The organism is Diaphorobacter sp. JS3051 (genome assembly GCF_015832135.1).
Classification (GTDB): Bacteria; Pseudomonadota; Gammaproteobacteria; order Burkholderiales; family Burkholderiaceae_C; genus Diaphorobacter; species Diaphorobacter nitroreducens.
The window spans coordinates 21,039-41,993 of the sequence record NZ_CP065409.1 but is presented as its reverse complement, the minus strand read 5'-3'; the positions used below and the strand labels follow the sequence as shown (position 1 = coordinate 41,993).

At 63.5% G+C, this 20,955-nt stretch carries 20 protein-coding genes; 11 read left to right on the top strand and 9 right to left on the bottom strand.

Features of this window, described 5'->3' with window-relative positions; genetic code table 11:
* Nucleotides 1-105: 105 nt before the first annotated feature.
* The 8 genes from I3K84_RS21880 to I3K84_RS21845 all read right to left on the bottom strand — a co-directional run bounded on the left by I3K84_RS21880 (nt 106) and on the right by I3K84_RS21845 (nt 11,450).
* Entirely contained in the window at nt 106-2,574 is a 2,469-nt protein-coding gene (locus I3K84_RS21880; RefSeq protein WP_196996273.1) for a heavy metal translocating P-type ATPase, read from the bottom strand.
* A gap of 64 nt (nt 2,575-2,638) precedes the next feature.
* A complete protein-coding gene (locus tag I3K84_RS21875; protein ID WP_196996272.1) occupies nt 2,639-3,025 on the bottom strand; it encodes a hypothetical protein in 387 nt (128 codons plus the stop codon).
* A 43-nt stretch (nt 3,026-3,068) separates the two neighbouring features.
* The gene (locus tag I3K84_RS21870; RefSeq protein WP_196996271.1) at nt 3,069-6,188 is read right to left on the bottom strand and encodes an efflux RND transporter permease subunit; all 3,120 of its coding nucleotides are present in this window, start codon (nt 6,186-6,188) and stop codon (nt 3,069-3,071) included.
* A 9-nt stretch (nt 6,189-6,197) separates the two neighbouring features.
* Nucleotides 6,198-7,310: an efflux RND transporter periplasmic adaptor subunit gene (locus I3K84_RS21865; protein ID WP_196996270.1), complete on the bottom strand. Its 1,113-nt coding sequence runs from the start codon at nt 7,308-7,310 to the stop codon at nt 6,198-6,200.
* Complete coding sequence (locus I3K84_RS21860) at nt 7,307-7,897, bottom strand: hypothetical protein (RefSeq protein WP_231403515.1); 591 nt, start codon at nt 7,895-7,897, stop codon at nt 7,307-7,309. The genes I3K84_RS21865 and I3K84_RS21860 overlap by 4 nt, the downstream gene beginning before the upstream one ends.
* Complete coding sequence (locus tag I3K84_RS21855; protein ID WP_196996269.1) at nt 7,894-9,147, bottom strand: TolC family protein; 1,254 nt, start codon at nt 9,145-9,147, stop codon at nt 7,894-7,896. Before I3K84_RS21855 ends, I3K84_RS21860 begins: the two co-directional genes overlap by 4 nt.
* Nucleotides 9,148-9,830: 683 nt before the next feature.
* On the bottom strand, nt 9,831-10,919 hold the full coding sequence (locus tag I3K84_RS21850; protein ID WP_011803559.1) for an IS5-like element ISDisp1 family transposase: 1,089 nt from the start codon (nt 10,917-10,919) through the stop codon (nt 9,831-9,833).
* Nucleotides 10,920-11,114: 195 nt separating this feature from the next.
* Complete coding sequence (locus I3K84_RS21845) at nt 11,115-11,450, bottom strand: DUF4148 domain-containing protein (RefSeq protein ID WP_196996268.1); 336 nt, start codon at nt 11,448-11,450, stop codon at nt 11,115-11,117.
* Nucleotides 11,451-11,597: 147 nt separating this feature from the next.
* Here I3K84_RS21845 and I3K84_RS21840 point away from each other — a divergent pair, with 147 nt between their 5' ends.
* Both I3K84_RS21840 and I3K84_RS21835 read left to right on the top strand, forming a co-directional pair.
* Nucleotides 11,598-12,284, top strand: a complete 687-nt coding sequence (locus tag I3K84_RS21840) for a heavy metal response regulator transcription factor (protein ID WP_196996267.1) — start codon at nt 11,598-11,600, stop codon at nt 12,282-12,284.
* Nucleotides 12,281-13,591, top strand: a complete 1,311-nt coding sequence (locus I3K84_RS21835) for a heavy metal sensor histidine kinase (protein WP_196996266.1) — start codon at nt 12,281-12,283, stop codon at nt 13,589-13,591. Before I3K84_RS21840 ends, I3K84_RS21835 begins: the two co-directional genes overlap by 4 nt.
* 89 nt (nt 13,592-13,680) lie before the next feature.
* On the opposite strand, the gene I3K84_RS21830 is transcribed toward I3K84_RS21835, so the two are convergent.
* Entirely contained in the window at nt 13,681-14,199 is a 519-nt protein-coding gene (locus I3K84_RS21830) for a TrbM/KikA/MpfK family conjugal transfer protein (RefSeq protein WP_196996265.1), read from the bottom strand.
* Between the two features lie 160 nt (nt 14,200-14,359).
* Between I3K84_RS21830 and I3K84_RS21825 the strand changes: the two genes are divergently transcribed.
* From I3K84_RS21825 to I3K84_RS21785, 9 genes are all read left to right on the top strand, one after another.
* Nucleotides 14,360-14,719 carry a hypothetical protein gene (locus tag I3K84_RS21825; protein WP_196996264.1) on the top strand — a complete coding sequence of 120 codons (360 nt, stop codon included), beginning with the start codon at nt 14,360-14,362 and terminating at the stop codon, nt 14,717-14,719.
* The gene (locus tag I3K84_RS21820; protein WP_196996263.1) at nt 14,698-14,883 is read left to right on the top strand and encodes a hypothetical protein; all 186 of its coding nucleotides are present in this window, start codon (nt 14,698-14,700) and stop codon (nt 14,881-14,883) included. The genes I3K84_RS21825 and I3K84_RS21820 overlap by 22 nt, the downstream gene beginning before the upstream one ends.
* Nucleotides 14,870-15,238: a hypothetical protein gene (locus tag I3K84_RS21815; RefSeq protein ID WP_196996262.1), complete on the top strand. Its 369-nt coding sequence runs from the start codon at nt 14,870-14,872 to the stop codon at nt 15,236-15,238. The genes I3K84_RS21820 and I3K84_RS21815 overlap by 14 nt, the downstream gene beginning before the upstream one ends.
* 32 nt (nt 15,239-15,270) lie before the next feature.
* The gene (locus tag I3K84_RS21810; RefSeq protein ID WP_196996261.1) at nt 15,271-15,516 is read left to right on the top strand and encodes a hypothetical protein; all 246 of its coding nucleotides are present in this window, start codon (nt 15,271-15,273) and stop codon (nt 15,514-15,516) included.
* Entirely contained in the window at nt 15,513-16,439 is a 927-nt protein-coding gene (locus tag I3K84_RS21805) for a zeta toxin family protein (protein ID WP_196996260.1), read from the top strand. The genes I3K84_RS21810 and I3K84_RS21805 overlap by 4 nt, the downstream gene beginning before the upstream one ends.
* Before the next feature lie 259 nt (nt 16,440-16,698).
* Nucleotides 16,699-17,460, top strand: a complete 762-nt coding sequence (locus I3K84_RS21800) for a ParA family protein (protein ID WP_196996259.1) — start codon at nt 16,699-16,701, stop codon at nt 17,458-17,460.
* A gap of 13 nt (nt 17,461-17,473) precedes the next feature.
* Nucleotides 17,474-18,499, top strand: a complete 1,026-nt coding sequence (locus tag I3K84_RS21795; protein WP_196996258.1) for a ParB/RepB/Spo0J family partition protein — start codon at nt 17,474-17,476, stop codon at nt 18,497-18,499.
* Nucleotides 18,496-18,825: a hypothetical protein gene (locus I3K84_RS21790; protein WP_196996257.1), complete on the top strand. Its 330-nt coding sequence runs from the start codon at nt 18,496-18,498 to the stop codon at nt 18,823-18,825. Before I3K84_RS21795 ends, I3K84_RS21790 begins: the two co-directional genes overlap by 4 nt.
* 30 nt (nt 18,826-18,855) lie before the next feature.
* On the top strand, nt 18,856-20,007 hold the full coding sequence (locus I3K84_RS21785) for a replication protein RepA (RefSeq protein WP_196996256.1): 1,152 nt from the start codon (nt 18,856-18,858) through the stop codon (nt 20,005-20,007).
* The last annotated feature ends 948 nt before the right edge of the window (nt 20,008-20,955 follow it).

Sequence of the window (20,955 nt, the reverse complement as noted above, 5' to 3'; positions counted from 1 at the left end):
ACCACGCACGATGGCCTACCCCTGGATCTCGCCGCCATCGCTGACCTGATGAAGTGCAAGCGAAGGCCATCGCAGCAGTACGATCAAAGTGCAGCTGATACTTGGCTATGCCGAGCGCGGGTCGCGGTATGCGAGCAACCTGAGCGCATTGAACACCACCAGTAGCGTGGACCCTTCGTGGATGGCGACGGCCGGCCCGATGCCCAGGCCGAAGATGGTGGCTGGCACCAGAAAGGCCACGATCCCGAGGCTGACATAGACGTTCTGCCGGATGACGCTGCGGGTATGCCGGCTCAGGCCTACCGCGAACGGCAGGTGGCGCAGGTCGTCGGCCATCAGTGCGACGTCGGCGGTTTCCAGCGCGACGTCGGAGCCGGCCGCACCCATCGCGATGCCGACGGTGGCATTGGCCATTGCGGGTGCGTCGTTGACGCCATCGCCGACCATCGCGACCTTGTCTTGCTCGCGCAGCTTACGGATGGCTTCGACCTTATCCTCGGGCATCAGGTCTCCCCAGGCTTCGTCAAGGCCTACTTCCGACGCGATGGCTTGCGCGACGCGCTGGTGGTCACCGGAGATCATGATCATTCGCTTGATCCCGAGCGCACGCAGCTCCTTGAGTGCTTCCGGCGCACCTTCGCGTGCGGTGTCGAGCAGGCCAATGGCGCCCAGGTCTTGGCTGCCTTTGCGAACCACCATCGAGGTGCGGCCGGCCTCGCGCAGCTGTGCAATAGCGGCCGCTGCGGATTTGCCCAGGGCCTCAACGCCATCGGCACCGAACATCTCCGCCTTGCCGATCCACACCGTCTCGCCGTCGAGCGTGGCGGTAACACCGCGGCCGATGAGGTTTTCCAAACCATCGGCGGACGGAATCTCACGCCCACCCAACCGCTCCCGCCCATCCCGGGCGATGGCCGCGGCCAATGGATGGTCGCTGAGCGACTCGACCGCGACCGCGACGGTAAGCAGTTCCTCCTGCGTGACGCCGTCCACCGCAATGACGTCGGTGATACGTGGTCGGCCTTCGGTCAGCGTACCGGTCTTGTCGAAGGCCATTGCGTTGAGCGAGCCCAGCTCCTCCAGCGGCGCGCCGCCCTTGATCAGCACGCCGGCGCGTGCCGCACGGGCAATGCCCGAGAGCACCGCGCTGGGCGTGGCGATGGCGAGTGCGCACGGACTGGCCGCCACGAGGACGGCCATCGCACGGTAGAAGCTGTCGCGGAAGGGTTCGTCGATGACCACCCAGGCGAACAGCAGCAGGAAGGCCAGGGCCAGGACCGCGGGTACGAAGATCCGTTCGAACCGGTCGGTGAAGCGCTGGGTCGGCGACTTGCGCGTCTCGGCTTCGCTGACCATCTTCACCACGCGCGCCAGTGCCGAATCGCCGGACTTGCGTGTGACCTCGATCTCGATCGAGCCGCTGCCGTTGATGGTGCCGGCGAACACGCGCGAAGCGGCATCGATGCCGTCGGGCCGCGCGCGCGCCGTCGTGGGGTTGTCCACGGGGCGCTTGTCGACCGGAATGCTCTCGCCGGTCACCGGCGCCTGGTTCACGCTGGAACTGCCGAGCACGAGGAATCCATCGGCAGGCAGGCGCTCGTTGGGCTTGACCAGCACAATGTCGCCAACGGCGAGTTCTTCGACCTTGACTTCCTGCAATTGGCCGTCGCGGCGCACGACAGCCGTGTCGGGTGCCAGTTCGGCCAACGCCTCGATCGCACGCTTGGCGCGGCCCATGGCGTAGTGTTCCAGCGCGTGGCCGAGGCTGAACAGGAACAGCAGCAACGCGCCTTCGGCCCATGAGCCGAGTGCTGCGGCACCGGCGGCTGCGACCAGCATCAGCGTGTCGATCTCGAAGCGCTTCATGCGCAGGTTGTCGATTGCCTCGCGCAGGGTGTAGAAGCCGCCGAAGAAGTAGGCCGCGAGGTAGCCCGCCAAGGGGAGCCAGCCGGGTGCGCCCGGCATCAGCTTCTCGATGGCGAACCCGGCGAGGAGGAAACCTCCGCATATCAGGGCGAAGATCAACTCAGTGTTGGGGCCGAGCAAGCCTCCGTGTGCATGCTCATGGTCGCCGGCCTCGTGGTCATGATCACCGTCAGCATGAACATGTTGGCCTTTCGTCGGCTGTCCACGTGGCACGACCTTGAGTGCGGCCAACTCCATCAAGAGGTTCTGTTCCGAGGTTTGCTGGCGGTCGAACTCGATGCTGATTCGTCCCGCGGCGCTCGTGGCGGCTTCCAAAACACCGGGCAGTGCCCGCAGACGATCGCTGATCGTCCGTGCTCGACGTTGATGACCGATGCCGTCCACGTCCCAGGACGCATGACCGTAACGACCGCTGATCTCGGCACCGGCCGCTTGGACAATCTCACGGATGCGCGTCAGGGGAAACGCCTCGGCATCGTAGTGAATGCAAAGCTGCGCCGGAGACCCATCTTCGCCGTCGCGGACGTGAACCTGCTCGATCCCATCCCGGCCCTCAAGATCGCGGATCAAGCGTCCGACGCAGGCGTCGGCCTGGTCGGGCACATGCGGGAGCAGGATCTGTAGATCCACGCGTAGCTTTTCAGTCATGGAGTTCTCCGTGGGTCTGCTGGGTAGATTTCAGCGCAGAATCGCCCCCGCATGGGCAAACAACCTACTTCAGCGTAAAGCGCGCTGTCGATGGTTTGCCTTTGATCGTGACGACGGCCACAGCCTTGGTGCCAGGGCCGACTTTGAAGCTGCCGGTGGCCTGCAGCTTGTCGCCCGCAGGTTTTAGCTCCACCTCCTGCTTTTCTTTCCCGGTGAGCAGAGTGACTTTCGCGCTCGCCTGCGAAACGTCCGCGGGTTTGCCGTGATCGCGCAAATGGAGATCAATCGAGTCAGGCTTGGCGACAAGCTCGTAGTCCATGTCCCTGACCTCGACTACGACGCCGCCGTGCATCGATTGGTGCTCATGGGCGTGGTCGTGCTTTTCTCCGGCGGCAATAGCCGCACCGGCGAAACTCAGAGCGATAGCCGCGACAAATGCATGTGTCTTCATAGGAATCCTTTCAATCGAGTGAAGAAAATAAGTAGCTCGGAAATCACAACGCCTCAGCGTCCTTGTCGTTTTCCAGCCGCTCAGCGTCTTTCCGGCCGAACAGCCAGAACATTGCGGGCGTGAGGAAGGTGTCAAGCAGGGTCGAACTGATCAGGCCGGAAAAGATCACCACGGCCACTGGGTGAAGCACTTCGGTGCCGGGCTGCTCGGCCTCGAACAGCAGCGGTGCTAGTGCAAAAGCCGTGACCAGCGCCGTCATCAACACCGGGCTCAATCGTTCAAGAGAGCCACGGATAATCATCTTTTGATCGAAGCTCTCACCTTCGAAGCGCATCAAATTGATGTAGTGGCTGACCTTGAGGATGCCGTTGCGCACGGAGATGCCAGCCAGCGTGATGAAGCCGACGAGCGCGGCCACCGACAGCGGCTGGCCTGACAACCATAAGCCGACCACCGCTCCAACCAGTGCGAGCGGGATGTTCACCATGATCAGCGCCGAGAGGGTGGTGGACTTGTAGCGGCTGTAGAGCACCACGAACATCAGCACCAGCGACACAATGGACAGCAGGCCGACGAGTCGCGAGGCTTCTTCCTGCGCCTGGAATTGACCTCCCAGCGTAATGAAGTAGCCCTCGGGCAGCTTGGTCTCGGCAACGATCTTGCGGATGTCTGCAACAATTTCTGAAAGTGCCCGTCCTGACGCATTGGCAGACAGCACGATGCGACGCTTGCCGTCGTCGCGGCTGATCTGGTTCGGGCCGTCGCCATCCTCGATCGTGGCAACTTTCGAGAGTGGAATGCGACCTGTCGGTGTTTCAATCAGGATCTGGCTCAGCCCCTCGATCGAACGTGCGTCCTCGGGGAGTTTGACCACCAGCGCGAAACGCCGCCCGCCTTCGACAATCTGAGTGATCTTCTCGCCCTCGACCAGCGATTGCAACGTGGCCAGCACCTGCGGGGCCGGCACCCCGTACTGCGCGGCCGCGGCGTAGTCCACATGCACCTTGATCTGTGGCGCAAGCACCTGCTTCTCGACCTGAAGATCAGCGATCCCAGGGATAGACGAAAGCCGCTGCCTCAGCGCTTCAGCCTGCCCGCGCAGCGCATCGAGGTCTTCGCCGAAGACCTTGATGGCGATTTGCGAGCGCACGCCGGAGAGCATGTGGTCGATGCGGTGCGAGATCGGCTGCCCGATCTCAATGGCGGCCGGCAGGTTCGCCAGTCGCGAGCGGATATCGGCCCGCACCTCGTCCATGCTGCGCGTCAGCTCGGCGGTCGGTTTCAGGCCCACGTCCAGTTCGCTGACATGAACGCCCTCGGCGTGCTCGTCCAGTTCGGCGCGTCCGCTGCGCCGCCCGACGTGCGTAACCTCGGGCACCTGGCTCACGAGCACCTCGGCCTGGCGCGCCACCGCGGAGCTTTCCGACAGCGTGACCCCGGGATTCAGCCGCAAGCCGATCAGCAGCGTGCCTTCGTTGAAAGGTGGCAGGAAGGTTGTCGGAAAGAACGGCACGGCGGCAATGGCGGCCACAACCGCAAAGCCTGCGGCGACGAGTGCGGCTTTCGGCCGGTTCAGCACGGCCTCAAGGCCGTTGCGGTACCGTGCTTTCAGCCAGGCCAGCATCTTGGTGTCGCCGTGGTCGAGGTTCTTCATGCGTGGCAGCAGATAGAAGCTAAGGACAGGCGTGATCGTCACCGAGACCACCAGCGAGGCCAGCGTCGAGACGATGAAGGCGATGCCCAGCGGCACGAACAGCTTGCCCTCCAGGCCCGGGAGTGCGAACAGCGGGATGAACACCAGCACGATGATCACCGTGGCGTAGAGGATCGCGGAGCGCACCTCCATCGTGGCGCGGCCTACCACTTCGAGCGGATGAATTTTGTGGTCGGGGTGTTTGGAGCGGTCTTCCTTCAGGCGCCGCAGCACGTTCTCCACGCCGACCACGGCATCGTCCACCAGCCCGCCGATCGCGATCGCCAGACCGCCCAGTGTCATCGTGTTTATCGACAGGCCGAAGTAGCGGAAAACCAGTGCCGTGATGAAGATCGACACCGGGATCGCGGTCAACGCGATGATGGTCGGCCGCAGTGTGCCGAGAAAGAAGAACAGGATCGCCGCGACAAAGACCGAGGCGCCAATCAGCTTACCCTGCAGCGTGGTGATCGAGGCCTCAATGAAGCTCGCTTGCCGGAATGTGACGCGGGGTGCATCCATGCCCGCAGGCAACGAGGTCTTCAGGCCAGTCAATGCCTCTTCGATGGCCGTGGTCAAGGCGATGGTGTCGGCGGTCGGTTGCTTCTGAATGCCCAGGATCACAGCCGGCTTGCCCTCGAAGCCGGCGTCGCCGCGCTTGATCGCTGCGGCGAAGGTCACTTCGGCAATCTGGTGCAGCAGGATGGGTTGCCCCTGGCTGGCGGTGAGCGCGAGATTCTTTAGATCATCCAGGCGCGACGTGCGGCCGATATTTCGGATCAGGTACTCACGGCCGTTCAGTTCCAGGAAGCCGCCGGAGGTGTTGGCCGAGAAGCCCTTGAGCGCCGCTTCAAGTTGCTCGTGCGAGATGCCCAACTCGGCCATGCGGGCCGTGTTCGGTTGCACCTGAAACTGCCGCACTTCCCCGCCGATCGGGATCACCTGCGCCACACCCGGCACTGACAGTAGTCGTGGGCGCAACACCCAGTCGGCGTACTCGCGCACGGCCATTGGGCTGATCTTCTGCTGATCGACCGGAATGGCGATCTGCATGATTTCACCCATGATCGAACTGATGGGGCCCATGCGCGGAACGACGCCCTCGGCCAGACCTTCTTCCATGGAGGACAGTCGCTCGGAGACCAACTGACGAGCCCGGAAGATGTCGGTGCTCCAGTCGAATGTGACGTAGAGGAAAGACAGACCGGCTGATGAGGTCGAGCGTACCGATTCGACGCCCGGCAACCCGTTCATCGTCGTCTCCAGCGGGAAGGTGATGAGTTGCTCCACCTCCTCGGCGGCCATGCCTCCGGCCTCGGTCATGATCGTGACCGTGGGTTTGTTGAGGTCCGGGAACACATCCACCGGTGTTCTGGACAGCGTGAATGCCCCGTAGGCCATCAACACGACGCTGGCGATGATCACCAGCAGCCGGTTGGCCAGGCTGTTATCGAGAAGCCACTTGAACATTCGGGTTCCTCAGCGCACTTGATTGATCAACGTGGCCCCTTGTGTGGCCACGCGATCGCCTGTTTTCAGGCCAGAGGTGATGGCCACGTTCACACCGTCCAGCGGCTGAACCGTGACGGGACGAGGCTCGAATCGCTCCGGGGAGGCTTTCACCCAGACGATGGTCTGGTTCGCGGGGTTCTTCATCAACGAAGCCACCGGAACGGCCATGCCCTTAACCTTGTCCTTGCTCTGAACGAAGACCCGCACGGGCTGGCCGACCGCCAGGGCCGACAGCGCCGCCCCTTCCGCGCGGAACGCTAGCGGCAGCGCCTGCTCGCGCAGGCTGCGCGCGGCGCCGACGAAGGTCAGCGGCACCCGCTCCTTGCCGACAGCGAGCGCGGCGCTGCCGATGTTGGCGCCGATGGCCGCATCGAAGGCGAGGGCCTCGATTCGCAGACGCGCCGGATCGACGATCTCGAAGACGAGTTCACGGGCATCGACCACCTGGCCCGCCACGGCATTGGCAGAGGCGATCACGCCCGAGACGGGTGCGACCAGCGCCTCGCGCGTGGAGAGCCCGCCGCCCACGGCGGCGATGCGCTCGGTCAGGCTGCGTGCCTCGCTCTCGGCCGCCTCGATGTCCTTGCGTGGCACGGTGTCGGCGAGTTCCTGCAGGCGCGCGACGCGCTTGTCCGCCAGGCTCTTGGCCGCGCGCAGTTCGGCCAACTGCGCAGCCTGGTTCGATCGCTCGATCGGTGCCGCCGAGGGCACGACATAAGCCAGCACCTCGCCCTTGCGCACTGTCTGGCCGGGGTTCGGCAGGCCTCGTGGCCCGGGTTCAATGCGGCCGGCGTTCAGCGGCTGCACCTTGCCTCCTGCATTGGGGTCCATCGCCACCTTACCGTTCAGTTCGAATGAGCGCGGCAACTCGGCTTCTTGGGCAGTCATGGTGCGCACGCCAAGCTGTCGCTGTGCCGGCTTCGGCAGGAACACGCTGCCATCGGGCAAGCGTTGCGGGCCATTGGCATTCGCCGCCGCAGGTGCATCGCCATGGTCGTGCCCTTCGCCGGCGAAGGCGGGAGTGGCTGTGCCCAGCGTTAGTGCGGTCGCTACGGCGAGAAAGAGGTGTTTCGAGGTCATGCGGCATCTCCTGCGCGGCGTGAACGAGAGGTAGTCATGCGGCGGCCGATGACGTACAGGGCCGCAAGTGCGGCAGCGATGCCAGCAGCCCAGGCTGCGTAGCGAGTCCATGGCTTGGCTGGTGCAGTCGTATCGTTGTGCGCGACTTCGTGGCGATCGAGTTCGCCGGCAAGAAGGTCGCTTTCGCTCCCTACCATGACTGTCGCAGTGATGGGTAGCACCCCCGTAGCTGGTTCGGCGGCGAGTTCGACCTCGTAAACATCTTCATGCTTCTTAGCGGTGTGCTTCTTGCCGCCGATTTCGAGTTCGATTTGGGCGTCTGTCACTGGCGCGTTGTCGGAAGCACGGTCAAGGTAGAGCGTTATCTCCTTGCCGTTGAGTACACCCACGAGTTCGAAATCGTCGGAAACGGCAGTGAATCGCGGAAGCGAAGGCCCTGCAGCGACAGGAGCGGCATCGTCATGTCCATCATGGGCACGCGCCGGCAAAGACAGAGAAAGCGCCGCGACGACGCTTAGCACGGCCAGTAATGAAGAGAGTTTCATGTTGAAGATCCGAAAGAGGGAATGGCCGGGAAGCGACTTCATTGCGGCAGCAAGCCCAACGACTGACGCCATGAGGAAATTGCTGAGGCCAATTCAATACGTGAGCGAGCCGCTTGGCGCTCAGCCTCGGTGGCCTCGGCCTCAATGCGTAAGCGTGATGGAAGGTCGGTCTCGCCCAGACGGAACGACTTCTCGAAGAATCCACGGGTTTCACGCGCAAGCGTGGCACGACGCTCCGCTGCTGCGAGTTGTGCACGAGCAGCATTGACGCGACCGACCGCGGATTCTTGTTCGGATTGCAACCGGGATCGATCGAGCGCAAGCTGGGCTTGTGCTTCCAGTGCATCGGCTCGGGCAGCCGCTACGCGGCTGTCATAGCGAGGTCCAGCGCCAAAGGGAATGCGAATGCCAACGGTGACACTTTGGCTATAGCGCTCACCAAACTCGCCCCGGTCGCGGGTGGTGGATAGCGTCAGTTCCGGGTTTGAGCGTGACTGCCTGGCAGTCAGCGCAGCCGTGCGCTCGGCCACGGTGGCACGATCTTGCAATTCGATCAGTGCGGGATGCGTGGTAGGGCTTATCGACGCAGGTTCGGGTTCAGCGTGGGGCATACCCGCAGGCGATGTGGGAGCAACACCACCGCTCAGGGCCTTCAGTTGCTGCAACGCCGCAGAAACTCCAGCCTCGGACTGCGCAACATTGGCTTCGGCAGCAGCAACGGCGCCATCTGCCTGGTGCTGGTCCGCTCTCGCCAGGTCTCCGGCCTTGGCGCGACGGGCGACATCGGAAGCAATGCGACGCGCGCTGTCCAACTGCGCGCGCGCCAATTCAGCATCTATGTGCGCGAGTTGCCAGTTCCACCACGCTTCACGCACGGAAGCGGCCAGGCGCAACCGAGCAGCCTCCACACGGCTCTCTAGCGCCGCCGTTTCCGCATCTGCGAGTGCGCTGCTGCTACGCCGCTCACCTGGCAACCACAAGGGAATGGCGACGCCGACCTCAAGTTCGCGGGCGCCGCTGTTGCGATTAAATCGATCAGTCTTCTTTGAAACTTCAAGTGCCGGAGGTTCAGGGGTCCAGGATTCTGCGGCGCGCCTCTGCGCATGCACGGCGTCCCGGCGCACCAATAGCGCCTGAGATTCGGGTTGCTGTGTCCAGGCAGCGTCGAAGAGGTCCTTCAGGCTTGCAGGCGGAGCTACTGATTGTGCATATGTGCTGACGCTTGTACCAATAATGGTGATGGCAAGCGCAGCCTGCCGCAGACGGGTCGATATTCGTGATTTCGGATGCATCCGATGCTCCAGTGTTTAGGGGATTACACAGGAGATCGGCGAGCCGCGACCAAGCGGTCGCATCGCACCCCCGCGCCGACGGAATCGAGCGCTTTGGTGCGAACGGGATCACAAAAAGAAGGTTCCCGTCTCGCCGATCAGGCGAGTGGAACCCATTTGGGGCGCTCGGGTCTAACCGCCGCATATGCGGACAATGGGTCGTCGCCCAGCGGGGTGGACAGGCTTCGGAACTGCTCGAACTGCAGGGGGGCGAAACCAGTCAGGATGCCAGCGAAATGGCCGTGGCAGTGTCCGCAGTCATGACCTAAGTTGGTCGAGCCATCGCTGCTGGAGTCCGCTGTATCTGACGGTACATCAAGAAGCGTGAGGGCGTGACTGTGCGAGGCACGATCATGGTGCCCAAAGTGGCTTACCGTTGTATCAGGCTCGTCAACGCAGTAGCCAGCCACCACCGCCCAGGTTGCCTGGGTTGGCAGCAGTACGAGCAAGAGGATGGCAAGCCAACGGCGCATGTAAAAGTGTAGCAGTACTAACAGGCCGTTGAAAAAGTGCTTTTCGAACGCATCAGGGACGCTGAGTGCGAAGACACGAGCTGCCCAGACGCGTCTGCGCAGCGATTGCAACGGCCCATCTGGCCGGTTTGCAGGCCCTCCCGCCCATTTCGGGCGCACGTATCCCTGGGCTCACGCATGATGCGCGTCCCACCAGCCGCCGATGCTGCCCATTCGCACAAGGTTGTAGGTGGCAAAGCACAGCAGCGCCTGGCCCGTGAGCTTGGCCTGACCGATCAGCTTGGTCTTTGCCAGACCACCGACGGTCTTGATCCAGCCAAAGGCCTCTTCGATGCGCTTGCGCACCTTCAGGCTGGTCTTGTAGCCCTCGTGCCGTGTCACTCGCGCATCCACCGCCGAGTGTTTGTCCTTGGCCGCCACGTGGGGCGTGACTTTGAGCTTTCTGCAGCCTTTGATGAAGGCCTTGCTGTCGTAGCCCTTGTCGGCACCGACCGTGGCCCGTTTGTTCCTGTTGCCCCGACGCTCCAACATGGCCAGCGCCGCCTCGCGCTCGGCCGTGCCGCTGGCGTGGGTGATCTCGACATCCACGATCAGCCCGTTGCGGTTCTCCATGAGGATGTGCCCCATGTGGCACAGGCGGGATTTGTCGCCCTGGCTCTTCTTGAACAGCCGGGCATCGGCGTCCGTGGTGCTCTCGTGGGTGTCGTTGCAGCGCTCCTGCCCCTTGAAGTCCACCTCGGGGTTGCGCCCAGGCGGCGTGCCGCTGTCGTCGTCTTTGCGCTTGAAGCTCTTGTGCGAGGCCCAGGCGTCAATGAGCGTGCCGTCCACGCTGAAGTGCTCGTCGCTGGCGAGCTTGCCCCACTGGGCACTGAGCTTGACGCGCTCGAAGAAGGCGCGGGCGAGGTCTTCGTTGAACAGACGTTCGCGGTTGGCGCTGAAAGTGGAGTGGTCCCAGACCTTGTCTTCGATGTTCAGGCCCACGAACCAGCGGTACAGCAGGTTGTAGTTGATCGCTTCGACCAACTGGCGCTCGCTGCGGATGGAGAACAGGATCTGCAGCAGCAAGGCCTTGAGCAGCATCTCCGGTGGCACCGATGGGCGGCCACGGCGGGCGTACACCGCTTCGAACTCGCGGTTCATGGTTGCCAGCAGCGCATCAACCACCGCGCGCAACTTGCGCAGCGGGTGTGCCTGCGGCACGCGCTCTTCAAGGCTGATGTAGCTGAACATCGCCCCCTGGAAATCTTGACTGCCTCTCATCGTCCTCGTCTGGGTCGTTCACCGATGGCTTCAGATCGTAGCGGCCAACGCGGGCGTCGGCGGGGGATTTTTCAACGGCCTGCTAAAGTGCAGCCAAGGAGAAGGAGAGCCAGCTTGTATTTTCACCTCACAGACCGCTCAAGCGACAACGCAGGCGTTGAGGCTGAGGCGGCCCGGGAGGGTCAAGCATGTAGATCAACCGCCAGAGTAGAGCTCCTGGCGCGCGCGACGCGCTTCCGGCGTTTCGTTGCGCATCTCATCCATCACCTGCTGACGTGTTTTCGGCGCCTCGGTGCTCTTAATGGGCAGCGGGATGCCGCGTTGCAGCAACGCGAGCGAACCATCCTTGCGAGCTGCCTCGACCTCGGCCATCACTTGAGCACGGGTTTTGGTGCTCTTGAAGTGATCAGGGTGTTCGGTGTAGCCCTGCTCATTGGAAGCAGGATGCCACATCGAATCGGCCTGTGCCGCCATGGGCAGCGCTGTTGCCAGTACGACAGCATGCAGTGCGACAAGATGGGTGAATTTCATTGCGAGATCCTTTGCAGTGTGTGATCGAAAATACCTACATGCCCGAGGGCATGCACACAATGTAGAAATCCGCACCGAACGGGAGCAAAACGTGAAGATGACAATTTGGACAGGTAGCGAGAAGCCGGGGAAGGATCGGCACACCTCATGAAGCTTCTTATCGTAGAAGATGAAGCCAAGATCGCGGACTACCTTCGTAAAGGGCTTGCTGAAGAGGGTTACGTGATTGATGTGGCTGTGAATGGCATAGACGGTCTTCACATGGCTTCGCATGGCAACTATGACCTGATCGTCCTCGACACCATGCTTCCGGGGATTGATGGCTTCGGCCTGCTGGCTGCACTGAGGCAGAGCAAGCAAACACCAGTGATCATGTTGACAGCCCGCCATCGAATCGAGGATCGCGTACGAGGACTAAAGACAGGAGCAGACGACTACCTTGTCAAGCCTTTCGCCTTTTCTGAACTGGTGGCCCGAATCGAAGTGCTTCTTCGTCGCGTGGCCGGAACCACACCTGTACCTGACTCACTTGTTCTCACACTGGCGGACCTGCAAGTTGACTTGGGAAGGCGACGCGCGACTCGGGCCGGGCAACGTATCGACTTGTCGGCCAAAGAATTTCAATTGCTGTCACTTCTATTGCGCCGCAAAGGAGAGGTACTTTCTCGGACCGAGATTGCAGAGCAAGTGTGGGACGTAAACTTTGATCATGGTACGAATGTCATTGACGTCGCAGTGCGTCGGTTGCGGAACAAACTCGACCTACCTTTTGATCAGCCACTCTTGCATACGGTCCGTGGAATGGGCTACGTGCTTGAAGAGCGACAATCGTGAAGAATAAGCGTGCTGGATCATTGGGTCGTCGGCTTGCACGCTGGCTTGCTCTTCTGACATTGGCCGGATTGGCTCTGACTTGCTTAGGGGTATACACCGTTACTGTGCTGAGTTTCCAAGATCGGCAAAATGACACGCTGCGGCAGCAACAAATCCAAGTGAGTCATCTAATTGCTGAGGTTGGAGGACTTGATTACCCCACTCTTGCGCACAAGCTAGACGACGCAATGGTGGGCCGGCGGGACATCAGATTGACCCTGACCGCACCTGATGGGCGTGTGTTTTACGCCAGCGGTAATGTTCCTAGTGATAATCGTACTATTGACGTGCGTTTCGAGATTTCGACCGGCAACGGCTCCATGCAAGCTTTGTTGAGTCTGGACGTCAGCGAAGATGATCGTGTCCTTAGGCGCTTGGCTCAGACTCTGATTGCGGCCGCGCTGGCTGGTGCAGTGGTGATTGCGGTCGGCGGATTCACGCTGGTTCAGATTGGCCTGGAGCCGGTACGTGATCTCTCGACGCAGATTCAAGCATTGGAAGCTGATAGTCTCCATCAGAAACTGGATGGCTCCTCTCAACCCGATGAGTTGGTGCCTCTTGTATCTCATGTCAATGGAATGCTGGAACGCCTACATAAGGCCTATGAGCAGCTTGAAGCGTTCAACGCCGACGTCGCGCACGAATTGTTCACGCCGCTGGCAACATTGATGGGAAGCACAGAGATCGCTTTGCGCAAAGCACGCGATGTCGAGACGCTGCGAGACGTGCTGGGGGATCACCTCGAAGATCTGCAACGAATGTCGATGATCGTGCAGGACATGCTGTTTCTGTCGCAGGCTGACCGTGGGGCAGAGGCCCGCCGAGAGAGCGTAGACAGCCTGGCCAGCATTGTGAATGCGGTGGCGGAACTGCACGAGGCAGCGATAGAGGATGCTGACCTTCAGTTGCATGTTGACGGCGATGCGACCTGTGCTGTAGATACACGCCTCTTGCAACGTGCTCTGTCCAACCTCATCGGAAATGCGACCCGGCATGCACTTCCGCAGAGCACGATAGTTGTGAAGATCGATAGGCACAATGCCGAGGTGGCTCTACGAGTGGTGAATCAGGGTCATACCATTCCGGGCGAGCATCTGCCGTATCTATTCAATCGCTTTTATCGCGTGGACGCGGCGCGCACGGAGGCAGTCCGAAATCACGGGCTGGGCTTGGCGATTGTTGCCGCCATCGCCCGCATGCACGGAGGGCGAACCGTGGCTGAATCAAGGGGTGGCGTCACGTCCATTGGGTTTGTTCTATCTGATTGATTCAGGCCTTCTGGACTGTGTTTAGAAGTCGAAGCTTTTGAGCACAACTAACAGGATTGACCCATGTCCGCGAAAACAGCCACCCGTCTTCAACGATTCGCGGGATCGACCCAGCGGCCGCCGAGTTCGGGCTTGCCGACATAGACCGGGCGGGCCGATCCCACGTCGAGGCCGGTGTTGCCGTAGTAGGCTTGGCAACTCGCCGGCATGGCATTGGAGATGTAGTAGCCGTTGTCGCCGCGGGCGGGAATCCAGCCGCGCCCGTTGAGCGCGGCGGCGTCGCAGCGGCCGGAGCCGTCCACCAGTGCATCGACCAGCTGGCGCGTGTAGCCGTCCTCTTTCGCCGTGGGGCACTGGTTCAGGAAGTCGCGCCGCGCGCCCAGTGTCTTGCCGAGAGTGCGCCTGACGATGGAGAAATAGCGCCGGATGGCGGGCTGGCACTCGCTGGGTCGCTCGCCGGTGGACAGGCACAGGATGGCTTCGCACGCCAGGCGGGTATCACCCCTGAGCAGTTCCATGTCCGGGCTCTGTTCTGCTTGGGCCTGGGCGATGCCGCACAGAGCCAAGGCCAGGGCGGTCAGCAAAGTCTTGGTGCGTGGAGTTGCCATGAGAAACCTCTTGCGTGTGTCGCCTTCAGGTCTTCATTGTATTGTTAAACGATAATTCTCTATCTTTTATGTTCTGATGAACGATACATTTAGCATTCTTCAAGGTGAATTAAGTGGTGTAAAATGAGGTGTAGTTTTCACCATCTCCCATGAGGCCGACATGACCGACACCCCCCTGAAAAAACGTGTTCCGCAGCGCTGCACGCTGAAGGAGCTTGAAGAGGCGGTGACGTATTTCAGGATCGCGCCGGCCACGGTCGCGCGCGTGCGGCGCGTGCTGGTGGACGGCGAGGCGGTTTCCGTCGTGGCCCAGGGCGACAACCTCACCTACCAGCCGCTGTCCCGGACCTGCAAAAAGGTGATGGACAAGGTGGAGGAACTGCGCAGCAACGCGCCCGTGCTGGTGCCGCCGGGCTGGGAAGAGGCCACGATCGTGGCGCCGGTGGAATTCATCGCCGAGACGCGCAAGCGCCTCGAACGCTACCTCTTGGACAAAGGATGGAAGAAATCGACCGCGTGATGCGGGACCCCGCCGCTTCCCGATGGCTCAGGGATGCCCTGCGCGGCGCGCTGGCGCGCGACCCGGTGGATGCCGCCAACGATGCGCAGCTGCTGGCGCGGCTGCTCGATGCGCGCTGCGCTGGCGTCCTGGCGCCCGGAAAGGACCCGCATGGATGCCCTTGAGAGGGAAAGCCGGCTGTGGCAGGCGCGCGCGGCGGTGGGCCAGGATCTGGACCGGCTGACCGCCGAGGCGGTGGCCCTGGCCCTGGACGCCGATCCTGGCCAGCGTGCGCGCGTGGCGGCGGCCAATGCCGCCAGCCGCCTGCTGCTGCGGCTGGTCGATCAGGTGGCCGATTCGGAGGCGAGGATCGAGGACGTGGCCGTGCTGTTCAGCGTGCGCCCGTTCACCGGGGATTTCACCGGCGGGGCGGGCGGCACGCGCATCGACGCGGCGCTGCAGCGCCTGCGCGCGTTGTCGGTGCTGACGCAGGCCGACGTCGAGCGCATGCGAGGCGAACTGCACGGCGCTTCGCCGTGACTCCGGCCCACGCACGGAAAAGAGGGTGACGCATGGATCTGCTGCTCGGCTGGCTTCGACTGCCCATCGGCCTGTGCGTGGCCGTGCTGCGGCTGCTGTCGTTTGGCGCCGGCATCGCCACCTTCGGCGGGCTGCTGATGCAGCGCAGCGAATCGCGGATCATCTGCTTCGTCGTGATGCCGCTCACGTCCTTCGCGTGCTACGTGCTGGCCGCGAAGCTGTCGGAGCGGTACCGGCGCGCGATGGAGCGGCAAGAGGCCGGTTCGGGCGCGCGATGAGCCCGCCGGACTACGCCGAGTTCGCGCTGGCTGCCGAGCAGCGGCGCGCTATCTACGAGGCGCTGATCCGGCCGCAGTATCTCGATTGCAGCGCGCGCGGCCTGGCGCGGCCGGTGGCCGTCATCACCGGCGGCCAGCCGGGTTCGGGCAAGAGCGCGCTGCGGCGCAACGCCGAGCAGGCCCTGGCGCCGCAGGGCGGCGCGGCCCTGTCGGACCCCGACGAACTGCGCCGCTTCCATCCGCGCTTCATGGAGTTCAACGCCCTGGACGACATGAGCACGGCCAGCATGACGCAGGCCGATGCGTCGGCCTGGGCCCGGCAGCTGCTGGCCGATGCGATCGCCGAGCGTCGCAACATCATCTTGGACCGCACGCTGGGCAGTCCCGGCCAGCTCGCGCAGATGGCCGATGCGCTCCAGGCGGCCGGCTACGACATCCGCATCGAGGCGATGGCCGTGCGCTCCGAGGTCAGCGCCGTGCGCATCTTCTACCGCTACGAGCACGAGCGGGCGCTGTACGGCTACGGCCGCTTCACGCCGCCTGCGTTCCACGACCAGGCCTATGCCGGCCTGCCCGATACGCTGGCGCGCGCCCAGCAGGCCGGGCTGGCGGGCAGCATCAGCCTGTACGACGAGAGCGCCCGGGACGCGCTGGCGGCGCAGACGCGGCAGGTGGTCGGCATGCGCGCCGGCCGCGCGCACACCGGCGAGGAACTGAAGGAGTTGCAGGGGCTGGAAAGCGCGGTCCGGCGGATCGCTTCGGCGCAGGGCTATGCGCTGGGCGAGTCCGCGCGGCCGACGCCCTACGCCAGGGGCAAGGGTCTGTCTCCGGGCAACACCCCCGATCTATTGGCGGCGGTCAAGCACGCCACCATGCCCGCAGAGGTGAAGCCTGCGGAGCCCACGAAGAGCCGCGCGCGGTAGCGGGTTCTTTAGTATTCGTACCTGTACGAATACTGCAATGCGAGCGTGCCAGCCGAGGTACAGGCCGGCGACGGCGCACGATGGTCGGTCTTTCCCCGGCGAGAAACGGGTGGGTCTCGCAGCTGTTGAATTACACCTTTGGAGGTGTATTAAATAAACTTCTAGAGGTTGATTGCAGGCCCTCGCCGTCCTACAATACAGGCTTACAAAAAAGAGAGCGTCAGTTAGTCCGAACAACCAAATCAACAGGAGTGAGAGCATGAAAATTCTGGTGACCGCCAACCAGAAAGGTGGCGTCGGCAAGAGCACGCTGACCGCGCACCTGGCCTATGCCGCGCACGAAGACGGCAAGCGCGTGCTGATGGTGGACATGGACCGGCAGGGCAGCCTGTCCATGACGTTCCCCAGCACGGGCGGCCACGGCATCGTCGCTTCGCAGCTGTACCTGCCTGCCCTGCCCGCCGATGCCGCGATCGAGATGGTGGACGAGGGCCTGGGCATCGTGCGCGCCGATGCCGCACTGCTGGAGGTGGACCGCGCGGAAAACAGCGTGGTCAAGCGCCCGCGCGCGGCCCTGCAGCATTTCGCCGACCAGTTCGACCTGTGCCTGATCGACACGCCGCCGCTGCTGGGCATGCGGCTGCTGGCGTCCCTGGCGGCCGCCGACTATGTGGTGACCCCGCTGTCCATCGGCGTGTACGAACTGGCCGGGCTGGGCGACCTCATGCAGACCATGCAGGCGCTGCGCCAGAAGGGCGTCAACCAGCACGCCAAGCACATCGGCTTCGTGCCGGTGAACACCAACACGCGCAGCACGGCCGAGCGCGACGGCCTGGCCATGCTGCGCCAGCGCTACGGCGATGCGGTGCTGATCGAGGCCACCCTGCCCTCGCGGGCGGCCGTGAAGAAGGCGGTGGCGGCGCGCAAGCCGGTGTGGCACTCCACCCAGGGCGGCGGGCACCTGGCGGCGGGCAAGGAATGGCGGGCGGCGTGCCGGCTGATCCTCAAGCGGGTGAAGTGAGGGGGAGACGGGCATGAGCAAGAAATCCACCAAACCCGCCGCTGCGAACATCTTCGCCGGCGCCATTGAGGGGCTGGGCGATTCGGTTTCCGCCTTCTTCACGGACGACGAAGCCCAGCAGTTTCCGGTCGCGCTGGATTTGATCGACATGCGGCCGCAGATCCGCACCGAACTGGAGGACGAGGACAACCCCCTGCCGGAACTGGCGGCCAGCATCAAGGCCGTCGGCGTCATCAGTCCGATTTTTCTGCGCAGGAAAGGCGAGCGGTATGAACTGATCGCCGGCGAGCGGCGCGTGCGGGCGGCGCAGATGGCCGGCCTGGATGCCATCCCAGCGATGGTGCGCGATCTGACGGACCAGCAGGCCGAGGACATCCAGGCGGCCGAGAACATCCAGCGCAAGAACCTGACCAACATGGAGCTTGCGCGCCGCCTGCAGAAGGATCTGGAGCAGCTGGGCAGCATCGACGCCGTGATGGCCAAGCGCAACAAGAGCCGTTCCTGGGTGTCCAAGATCCTGTCGCTGAACAAGCTGCCCGAGCAGACCCAGCGGCTGGTGACCGAGGGTGTGACCGCCGACCTGGCCATCATCAGCGACGTGCGCCAGATCGAAGCGCGCGATCCCGTCGCGGCCAAGGAACTGGTGGACGACCTGAAGAGGAACTTCGGCAAGGGCGACTCGCGGGAGAAGGTGCAGCGGGTGCGCGCCAAGATCAAGCCGGCCGCGAACAAGGCCAAGGCCGCCAGGCACGACCTGGGCGAACTCTATGCGCAGGCCAGGACGGGCGATGCCAAGGCCATCGCCGCTGCGCTCACCCCCGAGCAGAAGAAGGCGTGCGAGGAGTTGCGCGAATACTTCGAGCAGGGCTGCCATGCCGCCAAGACCGGGCGGACGGTCTTCGAAGGCTTCGACAGCCGCGTGTTCGGCACCGCCGGCGCCGGCGCGCTGCGGCTGGCCGCTTTCCTGCGCGGGGTGGACGCGGGCCAGTCGGGCCGTTTCCAGCTGGCCGAAATCCTGCGCCTGGTGCAGTCGGCATGAAGCTGGGACCGCTCGACCCCGGTGAGTTCGCGGCGCTGCACTTGATCGCAGTGCGCATCGGCCGCCTGAGCGAGGCGCGCATCGCGGCCGCGCGGCTGGTGATTCAGGAAGGCAAGACCTACAAGTATGCCGCCGAACTGCACCACGTCACGGCGCAGGCGGTGTGGAACACTGTCGCCAGAATGAACGCGCTGCTCTCGGCGTACCGCGAGGCCAAGACGCTGGAGGCGGCGGAGGCCGGGACCAGACCAAAGCGGGGCCAGCCACGGCCGCGCTCAGCACAAAAAAAACCGGCGCTCCATGAAGAGCGCCGGGCAAACAGTTAGTCCGCAACAGGAATGTTGCAAGGGGATTTTATGACGAAGAAGGATCTCCCGGGGAGCGCGCACGACGCCTCGAACACCCGGCCGCCGCGCGCCGCCGGGGCCGATCCGGCGCCCGAGCAGGACGGCAGGCCGCTGTCGCTCGACTACCGTGCCAGCACGCCGATGCCCAAGTGGGTTCACGACGTGATTGACGAGTCCTTTGCGATCGAGACCGAGGAGGCGAAGAAGGCCGGCGCGCTGGGCTTCATGGCGCGCGCGCTGGTGAACGCGACCCTGCCGTACAAGGACCCCAAGAGCCCGATCTTCGAGCGCCGCAACGGCCACTACGTGCTGCGCATGATGGGCGGCAACGACAACGGCCTGCCCTACGGCGTCTACCCGCGCCTGCTGATGAGTTGGATCACCACCGAGGCGGTGCGCACCGGCTCGCCGGAGCTTGAATTGGGCGAGAGCCTGAGTTCGTTCCTGCGCAACGTGCTCGGCATCCAGCGGGGCGGCGGCAAGCGCGGCGCCAACGCGCGCGTGTCCGAGCAGATGGAGCGCCTGTTCTCGACGCTCATCACGGCCACGTACACCGGCGACCGCGGGCGCTCGTTCAACCTACGCAACGTGCTGATCGTGGACGAGGCGTCCATGGACAGGGAGACGGCCCAGCTGCTGGACGAAGCCGCCGGCGATGCGGCCATCGCGCCGGCCGCCGATGCCAGGGATGGGGATGGAGACGATCGGGACGACGAGGACGACAACCGCCTGTGGACGCCGCAGAGCCGCGAAACGGCCGGGCGCTGGCGCTCCCGTGTCGTGCTCAGCGCGCGCTTCTTCGCGGAAATCATCGAGCGGCCGGTGCCGATCGACCTGCGCGCCTACCGCGCGCTGCGCGGCTCGCCGGTGGCCATGGACCTCTACACGTGGATGACGTACCGCATGAGTTACATCGAGCGCTCCACCCGGCCGGTGCCGTGGGAGGCGCTGATGCTGCAGTTCGGCTCCAACTACGCGGTGGACCCGAAGGACCCCAGCCGGGCGGTGCGCGAGTTCCGCAACAAGAGCTTCAAGCCGGCGCTGAACGTGGTGCGCGAGATCTACCCCGAGGCCAGGTTCGACGTGACGGAGCGCGGCCTGATCCTGCACCCGTCCAAGCCACACGTGCCGCAGATCAAGGGCCAGGGCGACCTGTTCTGAACGCTTGTCGCATGTCGTGCTCGGGCCTTTCGCATGGTGCGATCTACTCTCGGCGCCGGCCCGCGCGCGGTGCGATCTACTCTCGCCGTCAGGCCGTCAGGCCGTCCGAAGGCCACCCCATCCCCTGTAACCAACGGTGCGATCTACTCTCGCTGCTGTGGATAAGCCGGTGGAGAACATCAAGATGTGCGTGCGATCTACTCTCGGTAACATCTTCAATTGGATCAAGGGCTTAGCGGGTTATTCGTGCGATCTACTCTCGCAAGGTGTGCGATCTACTCTCGCTAAGGAGCTCTCGAAACACGCATAAGATATTGATTTTCAACAGGAAAATTGGTTATCCACAGGCGCCCCCTGTATTTCTTTCCCTTGTATTTATTTATTTAACCTGTAGTAGAGGGCCGCGTTTGTGTACAGGCCGCGCCACGTAGAGGCACCGCCTCTTGGGGGCTACGCCCCCGCCGGCTCGCTCCGGCCGCAAGCGGCCTACGCCCCGGCCGCCTGCGGCGTCCTTCCCACCCGGCATCCCCCAGGGCTATCGCCCTCGCGCTACGCGCTCACCCAATCCAGGCCCCCCCAAGGGGGCCGAACAAAGACAACCCCCCAACAAGCCACGCCCTGATCAAGTCACAGCTGTAAATTCCAACGGCAAACTGCTTGTCAGGACGCGGGGCAAGTTGCGTGCCAGCCAGCGGCGTGCTCCGCGCTCAAACGTCAGTGGTGTGCATAGGCTGCGGGAACCCTCAGTGGCGACCAACAAGGCCGCGCCCCAAGGTGACTGCGGGCGCGGATGAACGCTGCGCCCTGTGGGCTGGGCACGTGCGCGTTCAGGCGGTGACATGGGCTTCGCCCATACCCAATACCGCCAGGTGCAAGCACCTGGCCGAGCAGGCTCGGTTTCTCGGGGAGAAAAGAAGGCCGCTCGATAGCGGCCGAATCGGCACTCCG